19 protein-coding genes and 3 pseudogenes are annotated in these 21,997 nt (G+C 46.0%); 15 read left to right on the top strand and 7 right to left on the bottom strand.

What is annotated here, in order from left to right; translation table 11 throughout:
* Positions 1-184 precede the first annotated feature (184 nt).
* The 9 genes and pseudogenes from JZM24_RS17490 (at position 185) to tadF (ending at position 6,023) form a co-directional block, all read left to right on the top strand.
* Entirely contained in the window at positions 185-727 is a 543-nt protein-coding gene (locus JZM24_RS17490) for a hypothetical protein (RefSeq protein ID WP_215671323.1), read from the top strand.
* A complete protein-coding gene (locus JZM24_RS17485) occupies positions 651-1,253 on the top strand; it encodes a hypothetical protein (protein WP_215671321.1) in 603 nt (200 codons plus the stop codon). The genes JZM24_RS17490 and JZM24_RS17485 overlap by 77 nt, the downstream gene beginning before the upstream one ends.
* Positions 1,253-2,533, top strand: a pseudogene (locus JZM24_RS17480) (TadA family conjugal transfer-associated ATPase). The gene JZM24_RS17485 and the pseudogene JZM24_RS17480 overlap by 1 nt, the downstream one beginning before the upstream one ends.
* 151 nt (positions 2,534-2,684) lie before the next feature.
* On the top strand, positions 2,685-3,197 hold the full coding sequence (locus JZM24_RS17475) for a type II secretion system F family protein (RefSeq protein ID WP_215671319.1): 513 nt from the start codon (positions 2,685-2,687) through the stop codon (positions 3,195-3,197).
* A 210-nt stretch (positions 3,198-3,407) separates the two neighbouring features.
* Positions 3,408-3,866: a type II secretion system F family protein gene (locus JZM24_RS17470; RefSeq protein WP_215671317.1), complete on the top strand. Its 459-nt coding sequence runs from the start codon at positions 3,408-3,410 to the stop codon at positions 3,864-3,866.
* 12 nt (positions 3,867-3,878) lie between these two features.
* Positions 3,879-4,247 (top strand): annotated as a pseudogene (locus JZM24_RS19900) (type II secretion system F family protein); the annotation flags it as partial.
* Between the two features lie 78 nt (positions 4,248-4,325).
* On the top strand, positions 4,326-4,970 hold the full coding sequence (locus tag JZM24_RS17460; protein WP_215671315.1) for a tetratricopeptide repeat protein: 645 nt from the start codon (positions 4,326-4,328) through the stop codon (positions 4,968-4,970).
* Between the two features lie 2 nt (positions 4,971-4,972).
* Positions 4,973-5,455 (top strand): TadE/TadG family type IV pilus assembly protein, encoded by a 483-nt coding sequence (locus JZM24_RS17455; RefSeq protein ID WP_215671313.1) that lies wholly within the window; start codon positions 4,973-4,975, stop codon positions 5,453-5,455.
* Positions 5,456-5,498: 43 nt separating this feature from the next.
* Positions 5,499-6,023, top strand: coding sequence for a tight adherence pilus pseudopilin TadF (gene tadF, locus JZM24_RS17450; RefSeq protein ID WP_246580125.1), 525 nt, complete (start codon positions 5,499-5,501; stop codon positions 6,021-6,023).
* A gap of 581 nt (positions 6,024-6,604) precedes the next feature.
* Here the strand turns inward: tadF and JZM24_RS18975 are convergent.
* Positions 6,605-6,817, bottom strand: a complete 213-nt coding sequence (locus tag JZM24_RS18975) for a nuclear transport factor 2-like protein (protein ID WP_246580124.1) — start codon at positions 6,815-6,817, stop codon at positions 6,605-6,607.
* A gap of 96 nt (positions 6,818-6,913) precedes the next feature.
* Here JZM24_RS18975 and JZM24_RS17440 point away from each other — a divergent pair, with 96 nt between their 5' ends.
* Positions 6,914-7,501, top strand: coding sequence for a TetR/AcrR family transcriptional regulator (locus JZM24_RS17440; protein WP_215671309.1), 588 nt, complete (start codon positions 6,914-6,916; stop codon positions 7,499-7,501).
* Between the two features lie 297 nt (positions 7,502-7,798).
* On the opposite strand, the gene JZM24_RS17435 is transcribed toward JZM24_RS17440, so the two are convergent.
* A complete protein-coding gene (locus JZM24_RS17435) occupies positions 7,799-8,020 on the bottom strand; it encodes a hypothetical protein (RefSeq protein WP_215671308.1) in 222 nt (73 codons plus the stop codon).
* A 985-nt stretch (positions 8,021-9,005) separates the two neighbouring features.
* Positions 9,006-10,508 carry an MFS transporter gene (locus JZM24_RS17430; RefSeq protein WP_215671307.1) on the bottom strand — a complete coding sequence of 501 codons (1,503 nt, stop codon included), beginning with the start codon at positions 10,506-10,508 and terminating at the stop codon, positions 9,006-9,008.
* Between the two features lie 1,173 nt (positions 10,509-11,681).
* On the opposite strand from JZM24_RS17430, the gene JZM24_RS17425 reads away from it, so the two are divergent.
* Entirely contained in the window at positions 11,682-12,659 is a 978-nt protein-coding gene (locus JZM24_RS17425; RefSeq protein WP_215671306.1) for an Rpn family recombination-promoting nuclease/putative transposase, read from the top strand.
* Positions 12,660-14,374: 1,715 nt separating this feature from the next.
* Here JZM24_RS17425 and JZM24_RS17420 read toward each other — a convergent pair.
* Positions 14,375-14,692: a CcdB family protein gene (locus JZM24_RS17420; RefSeq protein WP_215671305.1), complete on the bottom strand. Its 318-nt coding sequence runs from the start codon at positions 14,690-14,692 to the stop codon at positions 14,375-14,377.
* Positions 14,692-14,937 carry a type II toxin-antitoxin system CcdA family antitoxin gene (locus JZM24_RS17415; protein WP_215671303.1) on the bottom strand — a complete coding sequence of 82 codons (246 nt, stop codon included), beginning with the start codon at positions 14,935-14,937 and terminating at the stop codon, positions 14,692-14,694. The genes JZM24_RS17420 and JZM24_RS17415 overlap by 1 nt, the downstream gene beginning before the upstream one ends.
* 296 nt (positions 14,938-15,233) lie before the next feature.
* On the opposite strand from JZM24_RS17415, the gene JZM24_RS17410 reads away from it, so the two are divergent.
* From JZM24_RS17410 to JZM24_RS17395, 4 genes and pseudogenes are all read left to right on the top strand, one after another.
* Positions 15,234-15,665, top strand: coding sequence for a hypothetical protein (locus JZM24_RS17410; RefSeq protein WP_215671301.1), 432 nt, complete (start codon positions 15,234-15,236; stop codon positions 15,663-15,665).
* Between the two features lie 531 nt (positions 15,666-16,196).
* Complete coding sequence (locus tag JZM24_RS17405) at positions 16,197-16,547, top strand: hypothetical protein (protein ID WP_215671299.1); 351 nt, start codon at positions 16,197-16,199, stop codon at positions 16,545-16,547.
* Positions 16,548-16,752: 205 nt separating this feature from the next.
* Positions 16,753-17,954, top strand: a pseudogene (locus tag JZM24_RS17400) (IS3 family transposase).
* Positions 17,955-18,797: 843 nt separating this feature from the next.
* On the top strand, positions 18,798-19,868 hold the full coding sequence (locus JZM24_RS17395; protein WP_215671297.1) for an LD-carboxypeptidase: 1,071 nt from the start codon (positions 18,798-18,800) through the stop codon (positions 19,866-19,868).
* A gap of 422 nt (positions 19,869-20,290) precedes the next feature.
* Here the strand turns inward: JZM24_RS17395 and JZM24_RS17390 are convergent, their stop codons facing one another.
* Positions 20,291-20,887: an NAD(P)/FAD-dependent oxidoreductase gene (locus JZM24_RS17390; RefSeq protein ID WP_215671295.1), complete on the bottom strand. Its 597-nt coding sequence runs from the start codon at positions 20,885-20,887 to the stop codon at positions 20,291-20,293.
* Positions 20,878-21,207 carry an FAD-binding protein gene (locus JZM24_RS17385; RefSeq protein ID WP_215671293.1) on the bottom strand — a complete coding sequence of 110 codons (330 nt, stop codon included), beginning with the start codon at positions 21,205-21,207 and terminating at the stop codon, positions 20,878-20,880. Before JZM24_RS17385 ends, JZM24_RS17390 begins: the two co-directional genes overlap by 10 nt.
* Positions 21,208-21,997 lie beyond the last annotated feature (790 nt).

The raw sequence follows: 21,997 nt of genomic DNA, 5'->3' as shown, positions 1-21,997 counted from the left end.
ATCTATCCTCCTTAAGGCAAATGTTACTTCGGTACGTATTGCAAGCATGCCAATGCTGAAATGTTATGCACAGTGTTTCCAGAAATCAATGCAATACAGTCATTAAGCAGATACCACCCTTTAATAGCAAGAAAATATAATGCTCTTATTCCCCCGGACTCCAAGTAATAGTAGCGGTAAAGAGATGAAGCCGGTTTATATTTTGTCAAAACGTACTGAGATTATTCAACAATTGTGTCAGCAGCTCCGCATGATAGGACTTGATTCTGTTCAAGGCCTTGAGGGAGATTTCTTGCAAAAAAAAGAGGTTACAATTGCGGCACAAGCGCATGGGGTGATAATTGATATCGGTGATTGTGATCAACCTGAGCGGGTGATAGAAGAGATCCACGCCAGATTACCTTGCGAAATATGGTGCAGTGTTATAGGGAACAGTGACTCTATTGCCCTGGCGCAAACCTTCGCTCATCATAATATTGTCTATTTCAACCTCACCTCACAGCAAAGTGAGCTCGCCCAAGCGGCGGTCGCCGGTGTTCAAGCAAAAACCAGCCGCCAGGCTATCTGCATAAGTGTCTTAGTCTGTAAAGGTGGGGTAGGAAGCACGACCATAGGCTATCAATTAGCTAAACAGATTAGCTCGCAAAAAAATGTCGGCGTTATTGGTACAAGGCGCTTATGGCTCACGCGATCTCGATTTGCATGTGGGCAAGAAAGTCAACAATGAAATCGCCACGTTACATAAACATCTGGACGTCATGTGCAGCAAAACGCCCCATTTGCCCGATATGTCGCAAAATGAGATGAAAAAATATAATTTTGTCATTTTTGAACAATCTATTAGCTTTGCTGAGAAAGAGCTGTTGAGTGACTTGACAGAACGCTCCTTATGGGTAGTTTTGGTTATTGACAGGTCAATGGCCGCTTCGCGAGTCGCGCACAACATGGTCGAAACTCTGCAAATGATGCAGCGCACCGACCGCACATTTCGGCGTTTAATAATCTGCTTAAATGATACCCGCCCTATTGTGATAGACACCTTGGCTCAAGATGACATCCCATCGCTTTTGGCTGACCCTATAGATATTGTTTTCACTTACAGTGTATCTGGTCTTAAAACTCCTCCAGCACGGTTAGGTTTTTGCCGCAAATTGGCCCCCATTGAACAGTTGGCCAATGCAGTGATGGGTGTAAAGCCACCGAGACAATCTTTGTTTACGGCATTTAAGACAAGATGGGGGATACCGTGCTAATGGATATTAGTCTGTCATTGCAAGAGACATTGCGTTATGAAGTATTGCAAAATATTGAGCTGGAAAAAATAGAAAAGTTGATTCATGACCGTTCAGCATTAGTGGAAGAGATGAATCGCGTGTTAGAACGGGTAAGTGAATCGCGAAACGATTATCTCTCTACCTCCTCACGGCGACTGATGGCTGAGCTGATGGCGGATGAGATAATCGGTTTCGGACCGTTACGTCCATTGCTTGAGGATGATACGGTCAGCGATATTCTGGTAAATTGTCCAGGGGATATTTTTGTTGAACGTTTTGGTAAATTGTAAAAAGTGCCCCAGCGTTTCATTAACAATGCTCAGCTTACCGATATTGCGAAACGTTTAGTGCAACGTGTCGGCAGACGACTTGATGAATGGCTGCCGTTAGTGGACGCGAGATTAGCGGATGGCAGCCGGTTAAATATCGTCATATCCCCCATTGATATAGACGGGACATCTATTTCCATCCGCAAGTTTGGTAAGAAGAATCTGCACTTGCATGATCTCATAAACTCGAATGCTTTGACGGCACAAATGGCGAATTTCATGGCAGTAATAGCGCGCTGCCGCCTGAATATCATCATTTCCGGCGGTACTGGTTCTGGAAAAACGACGCTGTTAAATGCATTATCTCATTACATAAGCGAAGATGAGAGAATTATTACCCTGGAAGATGCAGCGGAACTAAGGCTTATGCAGCCTCATGTCGTACATCTAGAAACTCGACTGGCAAGTGTAGAGAATACTGGCACGGTGAATATGCGTGCCATATTGATTAATTCCTTACGTATGCGGCCGGATCGCATTATCGTTGGTGAGTGCCGGGGTGAAGAGGTATTTGAGATTCTGCAGGCAATGAATACCGGCCATGATGGTTCAATGTCCACCATTCATGCCAATAGCCCCCGCGATGCAATAGCACGGTTGGAAAACATGGTCATGATGGCAAGCGCCAATGTACCCATGGTGACCGTTAGACGTAATATTGCTTCATCTGTTAATATTATTATTCAAGTCTCCAGACTAAGCGATGGTTCGAGAAAAATCATGAACATCAGTGAAATAATGGGCATTGAAGGTGATCAAGTCATCTTACAAAATATTTTTTGCTTTGAAGGACAAAGCGGCAGAGACGAAAACGACAAAATGATTGTCACTTTTATTAACAACGGTCTTTTAGTAAGATCAGCAATCATGCGGAATGCGGTAATGTTCAATCTTGATAATGAACTAAAACATATATTTTCCATGGAGTGAGCATGTATTTCCTCATACTCTTTTTAGGCCTGTTATTGCTAGCTTTTAATGTTACTCGATGGCAACGTTTTAGACTCATTAGCGATAATGATCAGTCTGGCAGTGTCAAACAAACATTAATAGCATTACCCTGCAAGGACGTGTTAGCAGAATGGTATGGTTACGCATAAAAAGTAAAAAAGGCCGTGCATGTTTGGGTCTTGTAATAAGCTTAGTCATAGGTGTAACGTTATTCTTCATTAATCTTACTTGGCTGCACATTGCACTATGGATATTTATTCCCGTTGTTGTATGGGCACTGTTTATCGGCCAGTTACACATCGGTCGCTTACTGCATCGTAAGCATTTCGAGGATAATTTCCCCGAGGCACTCTCTATTGTGAATGCAGTAGTATCAACTGGTAATAGTGTGCAGCAGGCGTTACAACGCTGTGGTAATACCATTTCTGGTACGTTAGGCGCTACCCTCAATCGAATTGATCGCAGATTGAATCTGGGGGAGGAACCTGAACGAGTGTTCTCTGATGCCAGGCGAGAATTCCGCTTCGCGGAATTCCATTTTTTCTCAATCGTCATACTTGTCAGTATGGAAAGAGGGGGGCAACTCAAAGGACTGATTGGTCAAATATCGCGTATTATTAGCAATAATAAAAAACGCTTGTAGAAAAAAGGCATTAACATCCGAAGCGCGCACCTCATCAAAAATTATAGCCAGCCTCCCGATTCTCTATCTTCTTTCCATGAAGTACCTAAAACCTGAGGATCTGGATTATATACTCAACGACCCCGTCGGCAGATATATATTATACTATACCTTAGCGAGTATTTTATTAGGTAATCTTATTAATTGGTATTTACTTAAAAGGGCAACCTGATGTATATAGTCTTCGCACTAGCATTGATATTAGGTAGTTTCTTATTAATGCTTACTTTTTTTGTACGGCATAAGGTTACGCTCCTTAAATATGCCTTAAATAAACAAGAGGAATTGGCCACAGATTCTGAAGAAAAAACTTCTGATTACGATGCTTTGATTGTGACATTTATCCCACTGATGACCTTTTTATATAATATTGACCAACGAGTTGCTTACAAGATAAAAGCAATTTTGGTGGTAATGTTTATAGCTTTGGCCATTGAATATTTGAGTTTAATTGACCTAGAGATTCACCATTTAGCTATGCTTTTTGGCTTGATATTCGCATTAATAATTTTAATGCCCGGTTTTTTGATTAAAACCATGGTCAACAATAGAAAGAAACACATGCAGGACAAGTTACCTTACTTTATCGATTTGATTGCTGTTTGTGTACAATCTGGGATGACGGTGTAAGATGCACTCAAATATGTTAGTCATCATTTCACGCCCCTTGATGCCAATTTATCTAATTTGATAACGCATGTAGTAAAAAAAGCGAAGGTAAGCGGACTTGAGGATGCTCTAAATAGTTTATATCGCGCCATCAAGCTCACCGAGATAAGGATGTTTTGCTCATGCTTATTGCAGAGCGTCCATTATGGCGCTTCGCTCTATGAAGCGTTATCCGAGCTAGCTAAAGATATGCGAGAGATGCAACTTTTGCAAGTAGAGGAGAAAATCGGCAAGCTTTCGGCTAAAATGAGTGTCCCGCTCGTTCTTTTCATCATGTTCCATATAGTTATTTTGATTATATCACCTAGCCTTTTAAGGATTTTGCAAAATGGCATTTCATAAAAAATGGTTTGTATATACTTAGTTGCCTCGGTTGTGAGCTGTTGCGCATGGTTTAATGCTAATTCTAAATCTAATTATTTGTTACAGGAAGATATTTACGTCAAAACGAAGAATTATGCGGATCTTATTACTCTTTACCGCAATGAGCTTAAGAAGAATGAAGATCATAAGATGCGTTTTAAACTTGCCAACCTTTATTATTTGAACGGAGATTACCGCTCATCCCTTTTTTACTTAAAGCCATTACTTAGCAACGAAGGTACACACGTTTACCACTTACAGGCAAAAAACTTGATATCTTTAGGTAACTATCCACTGGCCATTGAATTTTGCGATAAGATACTTACCTTCAACAATAAAAATCCCGAAGCTTATAATTTGCGAGGCGTAGCACAGTCCTTATCCAGCAGGCTATTAGAGAGTAAAAAATTATTCATTACTGCTCGTCAGCTGTTTATCGATGATGTAACAGCCAATAATAATCTTGCCATGGTTTCATTACTAAATCATCAGTATCATGACGCGGTGAATATTTTATTTCCATTATACATCAATGGCCATAATTATCCTCGGCTTGTGCATAATTTGATTTTAGGCTTGGTTAAAAGTGGGGATCTTTATCATGCCAGGATAATAATCGAAAAGGAGAATATATCTTCCGATGCCGATACGTTATTGAACGCACTTCAGCGCGTCGACTTGCTTGAAATCAGGAGAAGTTAATCTTGCGTCTGCGAAAATTGTTTTCAAATCAACGCGGTGTTGCAACCATTAAATTTTCGCTTACCGTGGTAACTTTCTTCACACTTATCTTATTTTTTGCTGAAATGATGTATATCACCTATATTTCCGCCGCCTTAGATTTGGCTATTTCTGAAGCGGCCAAAAAGGCGAAAAACTCGGTTCAAGAAACGGCAACGCAATATCAAAACACCTTCAAAGACACTCTGTCCAATAGCCCGCGCTTGTTGTGGGGTTTTATGCGTGAGCCGGACATTACGGTTGAAACGCGTTTCTGTCACACCATTAATGAATTGAAGAGCGGATGCTTAGGCATACAGGCTGAGGGTAACCGTATCGCTCGATACAAATTCAGCTATAACTATCACCCACTGTTCTTACCCTACCCCACTTATTGGGCGAACAGACTAACTACGCGAGAGGTCATCTTTGTACAAGAAAGTCAGAATATGCCCAATTTTAAATAATCAGCATGCCTCAGTCACAGTCGAATGCGGTTTAATATGCTCAATGATTGGTATTGTATTAATTTACATGACATTCATTGCGGTGAGTATATATACGCAAGGGAAACTTGATCGTCTCAGTTATTCTTTAGCCGGCATACTGCGCGAGCGGTCTGTCCTTTATCCTCGCCATCAACGACTCACATCAGCTGATGTTGATGACCTGTACGCCATAGCAAAAGGGGTATTGCACGATATGAATAGCAGCGTCGATTCATCAAATCTTACGATCAAAGCGGAGGAAATCTATTTCCCTAGAGAAACAGCGCTCAACAGTGTCCATTCAAACCGCGCGGCCCTGGCCGCAGGGAATGGTAACCCCATTTATACTTCCTATCGTGCCGGCAAAGGGGACGATACATGTGAGTCATCTATCGAACGTACGACGCTGGAGAACCTTTCTCCTACCACTCCACAGGATGGGAAAATACCGATTTACCAGGTCACGGTTTGTTATTCAGTGGATATTGGTCAAGCCTTGCCCAAACTTGGCAATATTACCTCTCATGCCATTGCAGTTGCACGATAATCTGCTCCTTTTACCAGAAGAGATCTACAGGAACAACTATGTGTAACCTAAATCACAGGGGAGAGGGCTTTACTAATGGGCGTCAATATTGACTTTAGTATTTCCGTATAATTAACCGTGTGCATATGCTTCGTCCCGAAATCTCTTCTTTAAGGAAGAAGATTAAAAGGACTTTTGTTTTTACCAACATGGTCACTGTGTGGCGGAAGTGAAAAAATTCGTCTTCAGAGTGAGATGTACCGGTGTTACAGCCTCTAAGGGGATTAGAAATACGTTGTTTTTCGCTTCGGTGTCCTCACACAAATCCCTTTGCCTAAGCAGTACAGCAAAGCAACAGGCACGACGCTAACGCGGCGGCAGAATTTTGGCGCCTGTTGTTGAGATGGAAATTAAAGTGGCAAATCAGGTTACCGCTTGAGCTACGGCGAAACTGTCCTCAAACAGGCGGAATCGAATGATTTCGCCTTTCTCGACGGTGACATCGAAGCAGAATTCTGACTCGATCAGCTTCCCCGTGCGTAAGACACGCGAAGCTAGCGCGCCAAGGGCAACCACTCGGTCGCCTTGTGACATAATTTCGCTCACTTCAAATGCTTCAGATGCAATTTGCTCCTGAAAAACTCCGCCGCGCCAGTCTTACCGACCTTGCGGCCAATCCAAGGCACGAGACTTGTGTCGCCTGCTACGAACCAATCGACTTGCTCGCTGACCAGCTCTGCGATTCTGTCAACGGGTTCCCCCGAGCCTGCACGGCGGAAAAATTCTTCGATAACAGCGCGCGGCGATGTCGTCATTCCGTGATCCTTGTTTTGTAGTGGATATTCAAGATTGCCTGCAACGGTGTGAGGCCGTAGAATATTGTAGTGAAAATTACAGATTTGGAAAAGTCCATGATTCAACGTGGTCGCCCGCGCAGTTTTGACCGGGATACAGCTTTACATGCGATAATGAAAGTCTTTTGGGCGCGAGGCTACGAAGGCGCGCAGCTGGTCAATCTCACGGTAGCGGCAGGTATTGCGCCGCCGAGCTTCTATGCTGCTTTTGGCTCCAAAGAGGCTGCTTTCTGCGAAGCGGTGGATCATTACGTCGCAACGGTCGGGGCAATACCGAGGCAGGCGTTGGACAACGGCGCGACATTGTGCGACGGGCTAGAGGGGATGCTCCGCGCCAGTATAGACATTGCCTTATCAATACGGCCAGGTGGCTGTATGCTGATCCTCGGCGTGGTGAATTGCCTGCCGGAGAATGAGCTGGCGCGGGCACACCTTAAAGCGGCCCGCGACAAAACGCGAGCACTGATCCACGCGCGACTTGAACGCGGCCTTGCTACGGGCGAGTTGCCCGCCGGATGCGATATCCAAAACCGCGCCGCGTTTCTCCACGGTGTCACTCAGATGATTTCATTCCAGGCCAGGGAGGGGGCAACCCGGACCGAACTCGAAGCGCTGGTTACGCTCGCATTGCACCCCCTGTATTAACGACGCAGGCGCTGTGTCCGGTTACATCGCAGTGGCTACCCGTATAGTAGAGTGATTTGAGGAACGACTGCTATTCATGACGTGTTTACCGGCTACCTTTGCGGGTAAAACAGTGCCAGTTGGTGAAAATTGCGGCCTGACTCATACCATAACGGCTTCAACTGCCCGGTCCGCTTCAGGAAGCCGGCCCGGATTGTCCTGGTCATCTAGCTTCTGTCGCTTCATTAGTGATCTTCTGGAAATAAGCCGGCCCGGATTGTCCTGGCCTTCAATCATATTCTGTTTGTATAGCGCACCTCAGGTAATAAGCTGGGCTGGTTGATATGGGCCTTTTTCTTTATGATTGGTTGGTACGGGAACGTGTTCATTCAGATTAGGAACGAATGTTCTCAAATCATGCAGCGTTTGTGTAATTTCTTCCATTGGAAGCAGATCTACAAGATTGTTATTTTTCCCTTCAACAATCAGAAAAGAACTTTCAGCTAATAGTGATTTATACAGAATATTATATTGCCCCAAACCATAAAAAGATCTTTTTCTTTACCATAATTCTCAATCGGCGCTTTTGTAGATTGCTGTGTTATTGCGATGTTATCTGTTTCTTGGGTTTTATTAGTGGTCTATATTCACTTGACCCATTAATTTCATTTGTGAGTAGTGTGGAGACACTATAATTACTGGGTGTCATATTGCGAATGGCATTATTATTTTTGCCTATATTCAAATCTAATGAAGTATTATTAACCGGTGTTAGCTTATATTTTAGATTCTAGTGAAATAAATCAGGGGCTGATGATGGAGGGTTTGCTTCAGTGGAGCGATCAACCTTTAACTTATGTTGTATCCAGTTGCGATGCACAATTGTTTTCTTTTTTAAAATTCTGTTAGGGTTGGTAAATATAAATGGTAACATATCAACAATATTCAAATGAGTCACATCTACATTTGAGTGTGATTCACCAATACTTTGATGATTTAACTGTCTCGTTGAGCCTAATGATAATTAAATTAATATAATGTCTATTCATCAATCGGATTTATTTTAATCACTATGTGCCAACGATAATAAATTATCTATAATTACATCTGTAATATACAAGTTTAAGCTTATTTTGGCGATAACATGACAGGCCCTTTCGACAATGTGAATAAGCGAGGGGCAATTCACCTTTTTGTTGATCTTACAGGTTTGGGATTAACGGTTGAAACCCCAATTTGATTTGCTCAATGCGGCACCAAAACACTATTTTCTCAGAGTCCCCGTAACGCTAACGATAGTCATCGTAAGCGAGGTGGCACAATTATCGGTCATTCCACGCCGCAGGACGAACTTTAGGGTGGTTTAGCTTTCTCTAGCTGATGTAGCGCTTAAAACGGTGGTGCAGCATGCTGCACCACCCGTTAGCCTATTCGGGTCATGCATCATAGAATTGAACAGCTCCTGCATTTAATGTTACTTAAACCTTCACCGGGCTCATGGGTATGCGCCCGGTGTTTGTGCTGCTTACTCTTGGGCAGGTTTGCGATAGTTTCGCAATGCGACGAATACAGCAACCGCTAACAGGGCTATCATACTGGTGGCTGCCAGCAGCACAATGTCATGTGAACGGGAGAATGCTGCACGGCCAGCCTCTGTTAGGGCGATGCCAGTTGCTCCAAGGTGTTCTGCCACAACCATCGTGTCACTAATGGAACTGGCCGCTCTGGAATGAAGGCTGACCGGCAGGTCAGCGGGCAAAATAATGGTCTTTGAATAGGCTGTCGAAAGCAGTACGCCAAAAAACGTGATACCCAGTCCGGCGCCAAGTTCATACCCTGTTACTTCCAGCGAACCGGCTGCACCGGCCTTGTCCGGGGGTGCGCTATTCATAATGGCGATAGACGATGCTGTTAGACCGATACTGAGTGATATGCCCAATACCATCAGCAAGGTGATGACCATAATGTTGGGATGGTGAAAGTCGCTGACGCTGAGTCCCGCGAGACACGCCGCCGCTGCCAGCAATGAGGTAGCGGCAACACTGCGAAGACCGCACAGAGCCGTGGCATAACCGGCCACAGGGCCGCCCAGGGCGGAGCCGACGGCCAGCGGTACCATAAAGAGACCTGCCTGTAGCGGCGAATAACCCACCACAAACTGCAGTTCCTGAGCCAGCGTCAATTCCACCCCCGTAAGCGCGGCACAGGCAACCAGTGCCATCAAGATGCCAATACAGATAGCAGGCTCGCTGAATAGGGAAAGATCTAGCATGGGATCTGCGCTGGAAAGTTGCTTACAAACGAATCCGGTAAGCAGACCCAGTCCTGCCGCCAACATGAGGCAGGTAGTAAGTGGTGATCTTTCTACCTTAAAGCCGGATTTCACGGCATAAACAACGGCTATCAGGCCTGCAATCAGAACCAAGGCTTGTCCCATGGCCCAGCTGCTCTTCACCGTTGGCGTATGCCGTGGCAGGCTTAAATACGCTAATGGCAGGACGACCAAAATGACCGGCACGTTGATTAAAAATACCGACCCCCACCAAAAATGCTCCAGCAACGCTCCACCACTTAGCGGGCCGAGAGCGGCACCGGCCGAACCCATCGTCCCCCAAAGACCCAGAGCAATACCTCGCTCCTTGGGATCATCGAATAGATGTCTGATGATAGCGAGTACGTTGGGCATCACCATGGAGCCACCAACCGCAAGCAGGCCACGTGCGGTAATCAGAATATTTGCCGTAGGTGAGAAAGCGGCTGCCAGCGAGGCGAGCATAAAGATGAACAAACCTGCCAGCAGCATAGGTCGATGTCCGATGCGGTCTGACAATGTCCCCATGGGGACCAGTAGTCCAGCCATTATCAGCGGATAGATGTCGATGATCCACAGGACCTTGTTTCCGCTGGCGCTCAATGCCAGGGTAACTGAAGGAACGGCGATGTGCAGAATAGTCATATCGATGATGATGGGCAAAAATGCCAAAAGAACCGAAAGCAGTACAAACCAGCGATTTTGAAGGAACAACATCGTAAAACCTCTTTGCGCTTGAGCGCCATTGCTTTGATATACACCAGGCATTGAGATATATCTGTCCAGACGGTATTAAAAAAGGGTATGTGATGGGTCTAAACAAAACAATAGATCACAAGGCATTACTTGACGCTGCAGAGGCTGTGGTGATGCGCAATGGGGCAGGTAACCTGACTTGAAATCGAGGTAAGCAAGCGGGATTTAGTCGACTCATTAACTAAAAAACATATTATTATAGAATGAGAAAGCCTGGCAGCTTCTAAGTTACCACCGAGGTAGAAAACCATTTCATCTACATATTGTTTCTGATTTCAAGACCTGTCCACCTAGCCTATGAGCAGGTGTTTATACAGTGAAAAAGCGTAAACGACATTATTGATTATCGAACCACATCACGCCTTAGCCTGAATAACAGGATAGATAACCCCTCTACAAGCAAAACCAAGCCGAAAAGTTATGCCAGTAGAAGCTGCCGCGCAGGGGATCACCCGAACACGGTTTTTTTTCATATACGCATCATCGTTAACGAATAAAAAAACTTTGCTAAGTCAGTCTATACGCCCCAATAAGCCTTTTTGCTGGCATGCTATTCAAGTCAAAGCAGGGTTGTTCGCGCAAAAGAAACACGCCTAGGCTATGCGTTCCTGGGTAAAGGAAGCAACTCTATCGAGGGATGTTTCGTTGCACTGTATACCGCCGAACGGCAATAGCACGACTGTCAGTCACTGTTCTCATAATGAGCGCTTTCTTTGGAGAAAATGCAGACTGGTCCTGCTTGCATCGCCAAATGCGGTGTCGTTATAGCAGCGAGGGTTATCCACTATGGCGTCATCCTGGCGGTGTAGAGCTGGCGTGCATAGAAAGGCAAAGATTTTATGATCTGTGTAGATGTACCTTATTAAGGGGATCAGTATGCCCTGAACCTGACATAAATCGCGGCGTTAATTAATGCCAGGCCTGGCGGCTAGGGTTCGATGATAACAGTCAATTCTGCGCTTGCTGCGTTCCCATTCTCCCGGTTCTGCGGCGAGGGAGGTAAGGCGCAACGCCGTTCCGCGCCCGGCTTTTCGTCGTTGCGGCGAAGGCAGGGGAACACAGTGTGCATTCGGCAGCAGTTACGCCCGCTTTATGGTAGAGTCTGTCCGTTTCGGTAAGGCAGCGACGGCTCAAATGAAGAAAAAAAACAGTACCCCTACGCTCCATGACGCCACGTTCAGGCAGTTTCTGACCCAGCCGGCTATTGCCCGTGATTTCATGGAGATCCATCTGCCAGCAGAACTGCGCGCTATTTGCGATCTCAGTACCCTGAAGTTGGAGTCCGGCTCCTTTATCGAGGATGACCTTCGCCAGTATTTCAGCGACGTGTTGTACAGTCTGAAGACCACGGCCGGGGATGGTTACGTCCATGTGCTGATTGAGCATCAGTCGACGCCGGACAAACATATGGCATTCAGGTTGCTACGCTATGCGGTGGCGGCGATGCAGCGTCACCTGGACGCCGGCCACAAAACGCTACCGTTGGTAATTCCGGTACTGTTTTATACTGGCCGGCGCAGCCCGTATCCGTATTCCACCAACTGGCTGCAGGAGTTTGACGATCCTGAACTGGCTGGTAAACTTTACCACGGCGATTTCCCGCTGGTTGATGTGACGGTCATCCCGGATGATGAAATCATGACCCACCGCAGCATGGCGGCGCTGACCTTGCTGCAGAAACATATTCATCAGCGCGACCTGGCGGAACTGACCGACAGACTGGCCACGCTACTGATGGAAGACTGGCTGGCTTCGCCGCAGGTGATTTCGCTGGTATACTATGTATTGCAGGCTGGTGAATCCTCAGATGCCGAAGCCTTTGTACGCGAACTGGCACAGCGAGTGCCGCAACACGGGGATCAACTGATGACTATCGCACAGCAGCTCGAACAAAAAGGTATCGAAAAAGGTATTCAGCAGGGCATCGAGAAGGGCATCGAGAAGGGGCGAGCCGAAGGCATCCAACTCGGTGAGCAACGCGGGATCGAGAAAGGTGAGCGCGAAGCTACCCTTAAAATTGCCCGTTCCATGATACAGCGTGGGATTGACCGGGTGACCGTCATGGAAATGACCGGATTGTCAGACGATGACCTGCAACAATTGCGTCACTGATCCCGCTTTCACCTCAGAATCAAAAACCCATTCATTAGAGGGAATGTACTGCGGCCGTATGCCAGTGAAAACATCACTCTAGAAAAAATGTCCTGGTCATGTTTGTTGGACGATGACAGGACGATGGTAATCCCCCTTCTTGTACGGGTCAAAAGTCACCACTGTCGGATCCGTCATACTCCTTGGACACGATTTGTTTGTTAAGTTATACCCCCAATAGGACGACGGTGATTTCCTTCGCGGTGGTAGCCTGTCTGCCTTTGCTGGGAGTTGCTAACATTCTACTCCATGGGCCGTTTTGTTAGCTCTGCTTGACTCCTTTTTATCAACGCTGTAGACATCATTGGCGGCTTCGCGCGTCTTGCCAGCTTTAACGTTTCCTGCTAACGAGAGATGTATAAACAAACAGTTATTATGGGTTTGCTATGCAGATAAATATGTCTTTCCAGCCTTTGGCCGTGGAGATACAACGGCTATGTTTGCCTTTTTTGCTAGGCCCCCCCACGCCTTCATTTTCACATTGTTAAACGTGCTAGTAAAAGCCATCTCCGCGAGGCCAGGCAGTGAGGAGCTTAACGCATCTCAATTAATATGCAGCATGGGGTTGTCAACCTAGTTCCGTTATTTGATAAAAATAAGAATTAGTTCAGTATATAGTTTTCATCGAACACAAATATACATATATGACAAGTTTGAGAGGAAATTATGATTACTAATGCTTCACCGTCCACTTTTGTGCCGGTTAGGGTAGGTTCTAGTAGCACCGATGGGCGAAATCTAGCTGTTAGAGCGGGAAATAGAGTATGGTCATATGTAAAAAATCTAAGAACCGTTATCGCAATCAATTGGTTTATCTCATCGGCGCGTAAATAATGCGATGACTGCTGTTTTTCAGTGTCGATTATATAATTGAAAGTTGAAGTTACAAATTAGTCCACCGCTTAAGTCACGGCAAAGCTGTCTTCAAACAGGCGCATAGGGATGATATTAGTGTTGATGCCAGCTTTTGATAGTAGACTGACTTCCAATAGGGCGACCGAGGGTTACAGTATGTCAGCGGCGGGAGCGGCAAGGCTAAGACGTCTGCGTTCGTGCGAGTTCGTGTTTATTCCGGTAAAACTGAATATGACGGTTTTACCCAAATTTTTCTGGTCAGTGCCAGGCACTGTCGATCAGTTAAAGCTGCCTGAAAAGTCCTTATGAAAACCTGCTCAACATTATCGTTTGAAACAAAACTAGTCACAGGAACGATAAAAAGAAGGAGTGGGTACTATCTCATATAATACCCCATACAATATTTTTGAATCCGTATTCACCCTTATAAAAATAAAATGGATGCCAATGTTTTTTGAATGTTCTGCGGTATAATGTCAGATGTTATATAGTATAGCAAGAGCCATCATCCTGATCTATTCCTAAACGCATATAAATTATATGTTCGTAAGAAATTCTATCGTTAATAAAATGCTTGTAATATATAGAATATTCCACCACTATATCAGGATGGTTTGCCACCATTGTGTCATCGCAATGTTCCAACAACGCGGTTTCCATTTCAGAAAATGATTCATGACCACGAATTTCAAAAAAATAATTTTATTTAATGTATTTTGAAATCTAACCTTAGCCATAATACGCTACTTTTAGTAATTGCGGGTAAGGTAAAATAAGTAAGCCCCACGGTTAATAAAATTTCTACCAGCCCAGCAAATTTTTTAAATACCTAAAATCATCATGTCGATTGCAGCAACCAGTTGATCACTTATGTGTGAAGCATCCATAACCGCATTTTCATCCTTCAGATTTTTTACATCCGTTGTCGTTATCATGTTAGCCAGAACAACATAATCTACCTGCTCAATAGTGACTACTGGTGCTAACATCTTTACCTGAGAATTTGAGTTAGTTTTCTGTGTTAAAGGCATTACCAGGCGAGTATTGAGATGTTCAAGCATCTCTGCCTGCACATCAATAAAATACGAATACACCTGCTTGTTCCGGGATTTATTTTTGTAAACCGCAAACTGTTTCACTAAATCACCCTGAAATTTTCATCATCTGAAAAAATCCCATCCTCTTCTAAAAAGCTGTTTAACGCCTCGATGCCTGCTCGGTTTTCTGCGATCCAGCGTTCGCGCTTGCGTTCCTTGACGGCCACTTCCAGCGCCTGGTTAGATATCGCGGAAACGTTCAAGTCCAGCTCTTTAGCCTCTTCAAGCAGACCTGCATTTAAGTATACGTTTGTACTACGTTTTTTTTCGGCAATGTTAGTTCTCATTATAACCTCTTCAACATATTTTATGTGCATAGTTATAGCACATTAAAATTGGGAAACCAATGCCTACGACAGTTTCGGTAGACTGCCAGTAGAACCGAATTGGCTCATAATGCTGAGGACGTGACCTGGCGCCGCCGGCGGCAGTGGTACCCTGGCCGCTGCTAGACACTGCCGGTCGGCAAACAACCCGTAAAACCGAATCAAGGTGAACGCGGCGCAGTCGAACCGGACGGGTTTCACAACACGCCTCGATCCGGTAAGGTGAAGGACACCGCCCGTTAAAAAGGAATTAGAAAATGAGCGTAATGTTCAAAATGAAAAACCCAATATTCAAAGCACAGGATCTCTATGAGATGGTGCGTCTTAGCATGATTGAATATTTCCCATATGAAGCCACGGATATTGAACCTTGGGATGTTATGACAATATTTCTGCAAAAAGCGAAGAGACTGGATATCGAAATCAAGAATGAGCCGGAGGTTAGGGGGCTGACGTTCCATGGCAGAAGTTACGATGCTTATAAAAATGGGGAGAAGGGAACGTATCATTCTCCCGCCTGGTATGTCATGCAGGTGGCAAAATGGAGTCCGAGGGATTTTGGCCAGCTAAAAACAGAACATAATTTGATGCGGATCTGGCTGAGAGAAAATGATTACGTGAAAGATAACCGCCCAACGAATAAATTTTTACAGCAGGAATTTCTGGTGATTGCCAATACGGCAGAGTAAGGAAGGACCGTTAGGGGTGGCCTTCTTTAGGCTGGCGCATTACAACGCCGATGATTTGCACCAACCATGGCAGTAAGGCGGCCCCCTTTGTGCTTGGCAATAAATCACTCGCGCATCAAGTCCTGCGCGGGGATAAACAAGGCGTCAGGTTGTGACTGCGTGGTCTAAAGCAGGCCATTTTATCTGGTCGAATAAAATGATTTCACTGGCTGCGGTCTCCGGCGCAGTTCGATGGGATAATGGAAGGGGGCTGGCAGCGCGTTGTCGGCCGGGGGAATCAACCTAATAAAATGAAAATGAGTGACTACATTATTTTAAAATGACAATATTTTCTTTCTGTCGAAAGTATGGCAGCAAACGTAAATGGAAACAAGTCGTCGCTGTTTGCGGGTGATATGCATGATAACACCAGGATGAGGGGAGAACATAAATATGATTTGGGCCGCAAAAGCACTACCAGCGTTTACCCATCGGTGAACTCGCACTGTCTATATTGGTGATGGTGCAAGAATCTGCTAATGGCATGTAAAAATGAAGGACAATAAAATGATGAAACGAAGCAGCGCTCCCAATGCGATTGAGGAATTCAAAAGACTGATAGTAGCGCATCACAATAAATTGATCATTATGGACTATACTAACCGCATTCAATTTTTATTAAACCAGATAGCTGGCGATCCAGGATGTTTTGGGATGAATGACATTCCTCATCCTTTAAGGTTCGAGGACTTGCCAGAAGATTTTAGGGACGAAATTGCTCATTGCTGTATGCGATTAGGTTTAGATGCAGAACTTGACCCTGAAGAGGACGATCAGGCTGGGCTCGAGCCAGTGCTGGAAGAAGAAGACGCCGATGATGAAATGAATGCTCCTGATGATTAAAACGTTAAGTGTTCCGAACGGCGGGAAGGCTTTATAAGATAGCCGCCACGTCCCGAACCGACATCCATCAGAGCATAATTAACCTGTTCTGCTTCAAACAAAGTGTTGCTTGAGTGATTTATCCCCCTGAAACACCAGACAGTAGCTGTATCTCCAGATAAGAGATAGGCTTGAATATATGTCTAACACTAACGCCAATTTTGATATGACCGGGATCCTGTTAGGTCAAGAAGTCCGTAAACGTAAAACTCCTCAGGAAAAAATGGCCATTATTCAGCAGAGGATGGAGCCCGGCATGAATGTCTCCCATCTCGCACGACTGCACGGTATCCAGCCCAGCCTGCTGTTTAAGTGGAAAAAGCAATATCAGGAAGGCAGCCTCACCGCCGTGGCTGCCGGGGAGGACGTTGTTCCTGCCTCTGAGCTTGCAGCTGCATTGAAGCAGGTCCGGGAGCTCCAGCGCCTTCTGGGTAAGAAGACGATGGAGGTTGAGATCCTAAAAGAAGCCGTGGAGTACGGCCAGTCACGAAAATGGATAGCGCACGCGCCCTTGTTGCCAAAGGCCGGGGAATAGCACAGGTCAGCCGCGCCATGAGCGTGTCGCGTGCGCCGCTGTCACTGCGGATTAAGCGTTCTGCCGACTGGCAGGACAGGCGCTGTAACCGGCGTAATGACGAAGCAGACGCTGAAATACTGTCGGACATCCTCGACATCATCAGCGATATGCCCAGCTACGGCTATCGGCGGGTGTGGGGCATCCTGTGTAAACAACGTCGCGCAGAGGGACTGCCGCCGGTAAATGCGAAACGACTTTACAGGATCATGTGTGAGCATAACCTGCTGTTATTACATTGAAAACCAGAGCGGCCGAGGCGTGAGCATAAGGGCAGGATCGCGGTGGCAGAAAGCGATATGCGCTGGTGTTCAGATGGCTTCGAGTTCGGCTGCGACAACGGTGAAAAACTGCGGGTCACCTTCGCACTGGACTGCTGCGACAGAGAGGCCATAGACTGGGCTGCGAGCACTGGAGGCTACGACAGTTCGACCGTGCAGGATGTGATGCTGATGTCGGTAGAAAAGCGCTTCGGCGACAGGTTACCCGATACAGCGGTGCAGTGGTTGACGGACAACGGTTCAGCGTATACCGCGCATGAAACGCAGAGGTTCGCCAGAGAACTGGATCTGGAGCCCTGCACAACAGCGGTGAGCAGCCCGCAGAGAATGGCCGAACGGTTCGTGAAGACGATGAAGGAAGACTATATCGAGTTCATGCCAAAACCGGATGCGAGAACAGCCCTGCGAAACCTTGCAGCAGCGTTCACGCATTACAATGAAAACCATCCGCACAGCGCGCTGGGATATCACTCTCCGAGAGAATACCGGCGGCAGCGTGCTTCGTTAACTTAAGATACAAAAGCTGTACGGAGATGGCGGGGCAAGATCAAGCCAAAACGGTTGCCTTTCTGTTACGCGGTATACCTTATCTGCGAGTCTATTTTTCGCGGCCTTGATGTGAGGTTCGGCAAAACGGTATCAGCCTTAAAGCCCGCGGCAATGGGTGAATAATTGTTCAGATAATAAATGAAATACCCACGTAATAGAGTTATTGCTGATTAGAGATAATAATGATTACTGAGATGCTCAAGTGATATTGCCAAGGGTATAAAATCTCTTCGAGCTCTCGTTCCTCAGTCAAAGCGAGACTACATCAGGGATCAGGACCTCAATACTGCAAGGTTCTGGTCGCAGTGGCTTTAAAAACCATTGTTTGGTGGCGTGAACCGACTTTTTGATGCCCTGTAAAAAGTAGATCAGGTAGCCGTTAGCTTCCTGTAGCAAAAATTCCTTAGCAGGCATCCCTGCCCAATGCTGTCGCCGTTATCGTGGAATTGACAATAAGAATCACTTTGTTTGCCTCCAAACGGCAATTAAATGCGCTGACATCATGCACTTCAATCTGGACGATCGCGCCTCGACGGGTTTTTTTATGGCATGCTGTCTTCGATTTGTAACATCTCTGCATGATCCGTGGCGTGACGGGCGATGTCGAGGCGTTACTGTTTTGATAAATGCCGTGGCTAGAAAGAATGATTCGCTATTTCTTATCCGTATTCTCTTGCTGTAAACGACACGGTTATACGGTAAAGTTTAAATCTAAAATAAACGTCATTCTAGTTTTAGGCGTTTTGAACGCTTCCGCGTGTTAATTAAATAGGCAGGTCATCGTGACCGGCCATCGCGGAGGAATATATGAAGTATCCCTTTATCGCTATCTTACTGATAGTGACAGGCATGTCATCACCGACGGTGGGGGCTGCCGCGGCCAATGTGCCTCATCTGATTGGCAATAAACAGGCATTGACCGCAAGTGAAACAGCGGTAAAACCGACAATCTATCTGATATCCAGTTCATCGCAATACAACGAAAATACTATAGGCGAAATTGAAAGGGTCTTTCAGCAACAAGGCTATTCTGTAGATAGCCGCTATCTTAATCAACAACCCACGCCGTTAGGTTACGTCAACACCGACGATAGGCGGGCGGCAACGCTAATCAACGCGCTAACGGATGACAATGTAAAGTATCTTTGGTTTGTCAGAGGAGGATCGGGCGCCCTGAATCTCTATCCTTATCTATATCGTAATCGGGAAAGAATTGCTGCCGCTTCCCCTAAACTTCTTATCGGGTTTAGCGATGTCACCGCACTCCATCATTTTATCAATAATGTTATTAAATGGCCCAGTATTCACTGGATTCTCGCATCGTTTAATCGTGAAATGTATGAAGTTGATAAAAGTGAACCTATAAGCATGTATAGCAGTATACAGCAGATTTTTCGTACCATTGCGAACGGGATGACCTACACGGGCGTTGAACCACTCAATGTGTCTGCTCGGGCAGGCGGCCAAGGCACCTTAAGCGGTGGCAATCTGACACTGATTCAATTGTTATTTTCAACACGCTTTGAGAAAAGCTATGCCGATAAGGTAATGCTTATGGAGGACACCGGCGCCACTTATAAGCAACTTGACAGAACGCTTCATCAGCTCGAATACATGAAAAACTTTCAACCTAAAGCGGTTATCTTTGGGCAGTTTTATAGCATTAAGGCGGATAAAACTGAAAGAGATCTTTACCGCTTTGTGCTGCAGGAATTCGCCAGCAGGGTGGCTTATCCTGTCTATTATTATCCCGAATTCGGCCACGGTAAAACCAATCAGCCGTTTATTTTGGGACACCAAATCAAAATGTTATGCAACGAACATTACCGCTTTTGCAGTTTAACCCAGCCACCTGTCAAATGGTCATCGGAAAATTGACGATTACCCTTGCGGCGGAGGCCATCTTCAGACGCGCACTGAATGAATAGCGAATAGCCGATAGCATTTTAGTCTTCTGGCTGCGGATTCATCCCACGGTTACAGTTCACGGCATTACAAACGGCGGACATGCCCGTTGCTGATGAGCTGTAGTCTTCTATCGTGCAGATATCCCCCTTGCTAGCAGGAAAAAATCAGGCAGAGATGTAAATCTACCCGACCCATCACAGCGCGATTAAAGAGCAAGAGGGTAACAACGACGGCAGCCCATGCACGTGATGACGGTGCAGTGACACACATAATTCTCAGCATGAAATGATGAAGCTATTACCCGCAGGCTGTTCATAAGTCGGCGCGGCGCAAATAGGGACACCCTATTTGAAAGAGGGTGTCATTACTATGCCGCTATCGCGTCCTTGCGATCACGGTTTTATACCCAGTTCATCGGCGACCAACATTTGGTGAAGACACCCGCCGGCCATAACTCCGGACGCGGCAGCTAAGGTCCCGTTATAGTGCAGACTTGCTGCATCGCCTGCAGCAAAAATACCTGGCACGGTGGTTTGTTGAAAATGATCGACCCGTAGATACGGACCCAATATGCCCTCCTCAAGCTCACAGCCCAATTGCAGGTGTAAATCACCGGCTAGCGAAGTACGGGCGCCAATGAAAAGGATATCAAGCGGGAGAACTCTACCGTTTGCCAAACGCACCGTCTCAAGTTTTTCAGCTTGCCCGATGGCTTCTACGATAGGGGAATGTTCAACGGTGACCCCTCGCTTTTCAAATAACGCCAGCATAGTTGCATCGGGCTCAAAGGCAGATTCCTGGCAAAAATAGGTTGTCGGTCCGAGATCCGACAACAATAATGCGACCATGGCGGAACGCGGCACCGTTGCCAGCATGCCAAGGCGACCATCCCTATACTCATAGCCGTGACAATAAGGGCAGTTCACTACCGACTTGCCCCAACGCTCAATGAGCCCGGGAATTGCAGGCAATTCATCCTTTACACCCATGGCAAGGAGGACCTTGCGCGTAAAAATAGTTTCCCCAGAGGTAAATCGCACTTCAAAGCCATCTTTGACGGGATTAACCGCTTCGGCCCAGTCTTTTTTAATGCCACACTGGGATAAGCCAATACTTCCGCCTCAGCGAGACGTTTAATTTCAGCAGGAGAACGGCCATCTTGACCGGGAAAACCGTGTGATACTGTGGCAAAGTGATTGCGGGGTTGTGACGCGTCAACAATAAGCGTATTACGTCGAACGCTGCCAAGTTGCATTGCTGCAGAAAGCCCTGCAAAACTTCCACCAATAACGATGACATCTGGGTTCATGTTTTTCACCTGGATTGTTTACATGGGTTATTTTCCTTAGCAAGTTAAGTTTCCTGATCATCGGCAGTCAAGCATAATGGCGCTTTAATAGTAACCTTATATGAATTCATGCATAAAAATTCCGATGTAACAAATAACTGTTGTTGTTAAAACTGATGGCATTGATTATCTATTCTACATGATTATGTCATGCCAGTGGCAACGCGAGAAAACGTAACATCACCATGCTTGCCATAAAAGTTCCTTTCCCAAAAGCGGTTATTACCGATCGCGGTTTCCGTGGCAACGCAGATAAAATCGAGAAAGTTATTTACCAATATGTGCTGTAGACGTTTTTCAAACGAAAGAAATATTTTAAGGATGATTATCGCGGGTGTTACTGCGGGACAATTCAGTCGGTAATTAAACAGGTTCAGTTAATTTATCTATTTTAACTGGCCGCTATCGTTATCACAGTCAGCCCTACGGCATGCGGGATAAATGGGATCAGGCCACCCGCAATGGGCGCAAAAGCACTGAACTGACTGACCGTCGAGCGACGCTGATCGCACTTAGAGGGAAGTGGCGTCCGAAAGCGCCTGACAGCAGTCGGTAAATTTTTGCCGCCGGTCCGCATCGGTGAAACGTTTCCCAAGTCCGCCCTTGGCACTCCGCCGTTGCGCCATAAGCTGGCTCCCATCCCTCTTTTGCAGGGCCACGATGAGAGTAAGACCGTCGTCCAGCAGATCCTCTTCAGCGCGCCGGGACTCATTACTGATACGTGTAAGCTTGGCTGGAGCATCCTGTTGTA

This window comes from Candidatus Sodalis endolongispinus (assembly GCF_018777395.1).
Classification (GTDB): domain Bacteria; phylum Pseudomonadota; class Gammaproteobacteria; order Enterobacterales; family Enterobacteriaceae; genus Sodalis_B; species Sodalis_B endolongispinus.
Note: the sequence above shows the minus strand (reverse complement) of the source record. Positions and strands in the feature narration are given on the sequence as shown.

Bases quoted from the DNA above. Each gene is read 5' to 3' on its own strand.
- JZM24_RS17490 (WP_215671323.1), top strand. From the start codon at position 185: ATGAAGCCGGTTTATATTTTGTCAAAACGTACTGAGATTATTCAACAA.
- JZM24_RS17430 (WP_215671307.1), bottom strand. From the start codon at position 10,508: ATGTTGTTCCTTCAAAATCGCTGGTTTGTACTGCTTTCGGTTCTTTTG.
- JZM24_RS17485 (WP_215671321.1), top strand. From the start codon at position 651: ATGTCGGCGTTATTGGTACAAGGCGCTTATGGCTCACGCGATCTCGAT.
- JZM24_RS17415 (WP_215671303.1), bottom strand. From the start codon at position 14,937: ATGAGAACTAACATTGCCGAAAAAAAACGTAGTACAAACGTATACTTA.
- JZM24_RS17390 (WP_215671295.1), bottom strand. From the start codon at position 20,887: ATGGGTGTAAAGGATGAATTGCCTGCAATTCCCGGGCTCATTGAGCGT.
- tadF (WP_246580125.1), top strand. From the start codon at position 5,499: ATGATTGGTATTGTATTAATTTACATGACATTCATTGCGGTGAGTATA.
- JZM24_RS17410 (WP_215671301.1), top strand. From the start codon at position 15,234: ATGAGCGTAATGTTCAAAATGAAAAACCCAATATTCAAAGCACAGGAT.
- JZM24_RS17385 (WP_215671293.1), bottom strand. From the start codon at position 21,207: ATGAACCCAGATGTCATCGTTATTGGTGGAAGTTTTGCAGGGCTTTCT.
- JZM24_RS17470 (WP_215671317.1), top strand. From the start codon at position 3,408: ATGTATATAGTCTTCGCACTAGCATTGATATTAGGTAGTTTCTTATTA.
- JZM24_RS17475 (WP_215671319.1), top strand. From the start codon at position 2,685: ATGGTATGGTTACGCATAAAAAGTAAAAAAGGCCGTGCATGTTTGGGT.
- JZM24_RS17425 (WP_215671306.1), top strand. From the start codon at position 11,682: ATGAAGAAAAAAAACAGTACCCCTACGCTCCATGACGCCACGTTCAGG.
- JZM24_RS17395 (WP_215671297.1), top strand. From the start codon at position 18,798: ATGAAGTATCCCTTTATCGCTATCTTACTGATAGTGACAGGCATGTCA.
- JZM24_RS17440 (WP_215671309.1), top strand. From the start codon at position 6,914: ATGATTCAACGTGGTCGCCCGCGCAGTTTTGACCGGGATACAGCTTTA.
- JZM24_RS17405 (WP_215671299.1), top strand. From the start codon at position 16,197: ATGAAGGACAATAAAATGATGAAACGAAGCAGCGCTCCCAATGCGATT.
- JZM24_RS18975 (WP_246580124.1), bottom strand. From the start codon at position 6,817: ATGACGACATCGCCGCGCGCTGTTATCGAAGAATTTTTCCGCCGTGCA.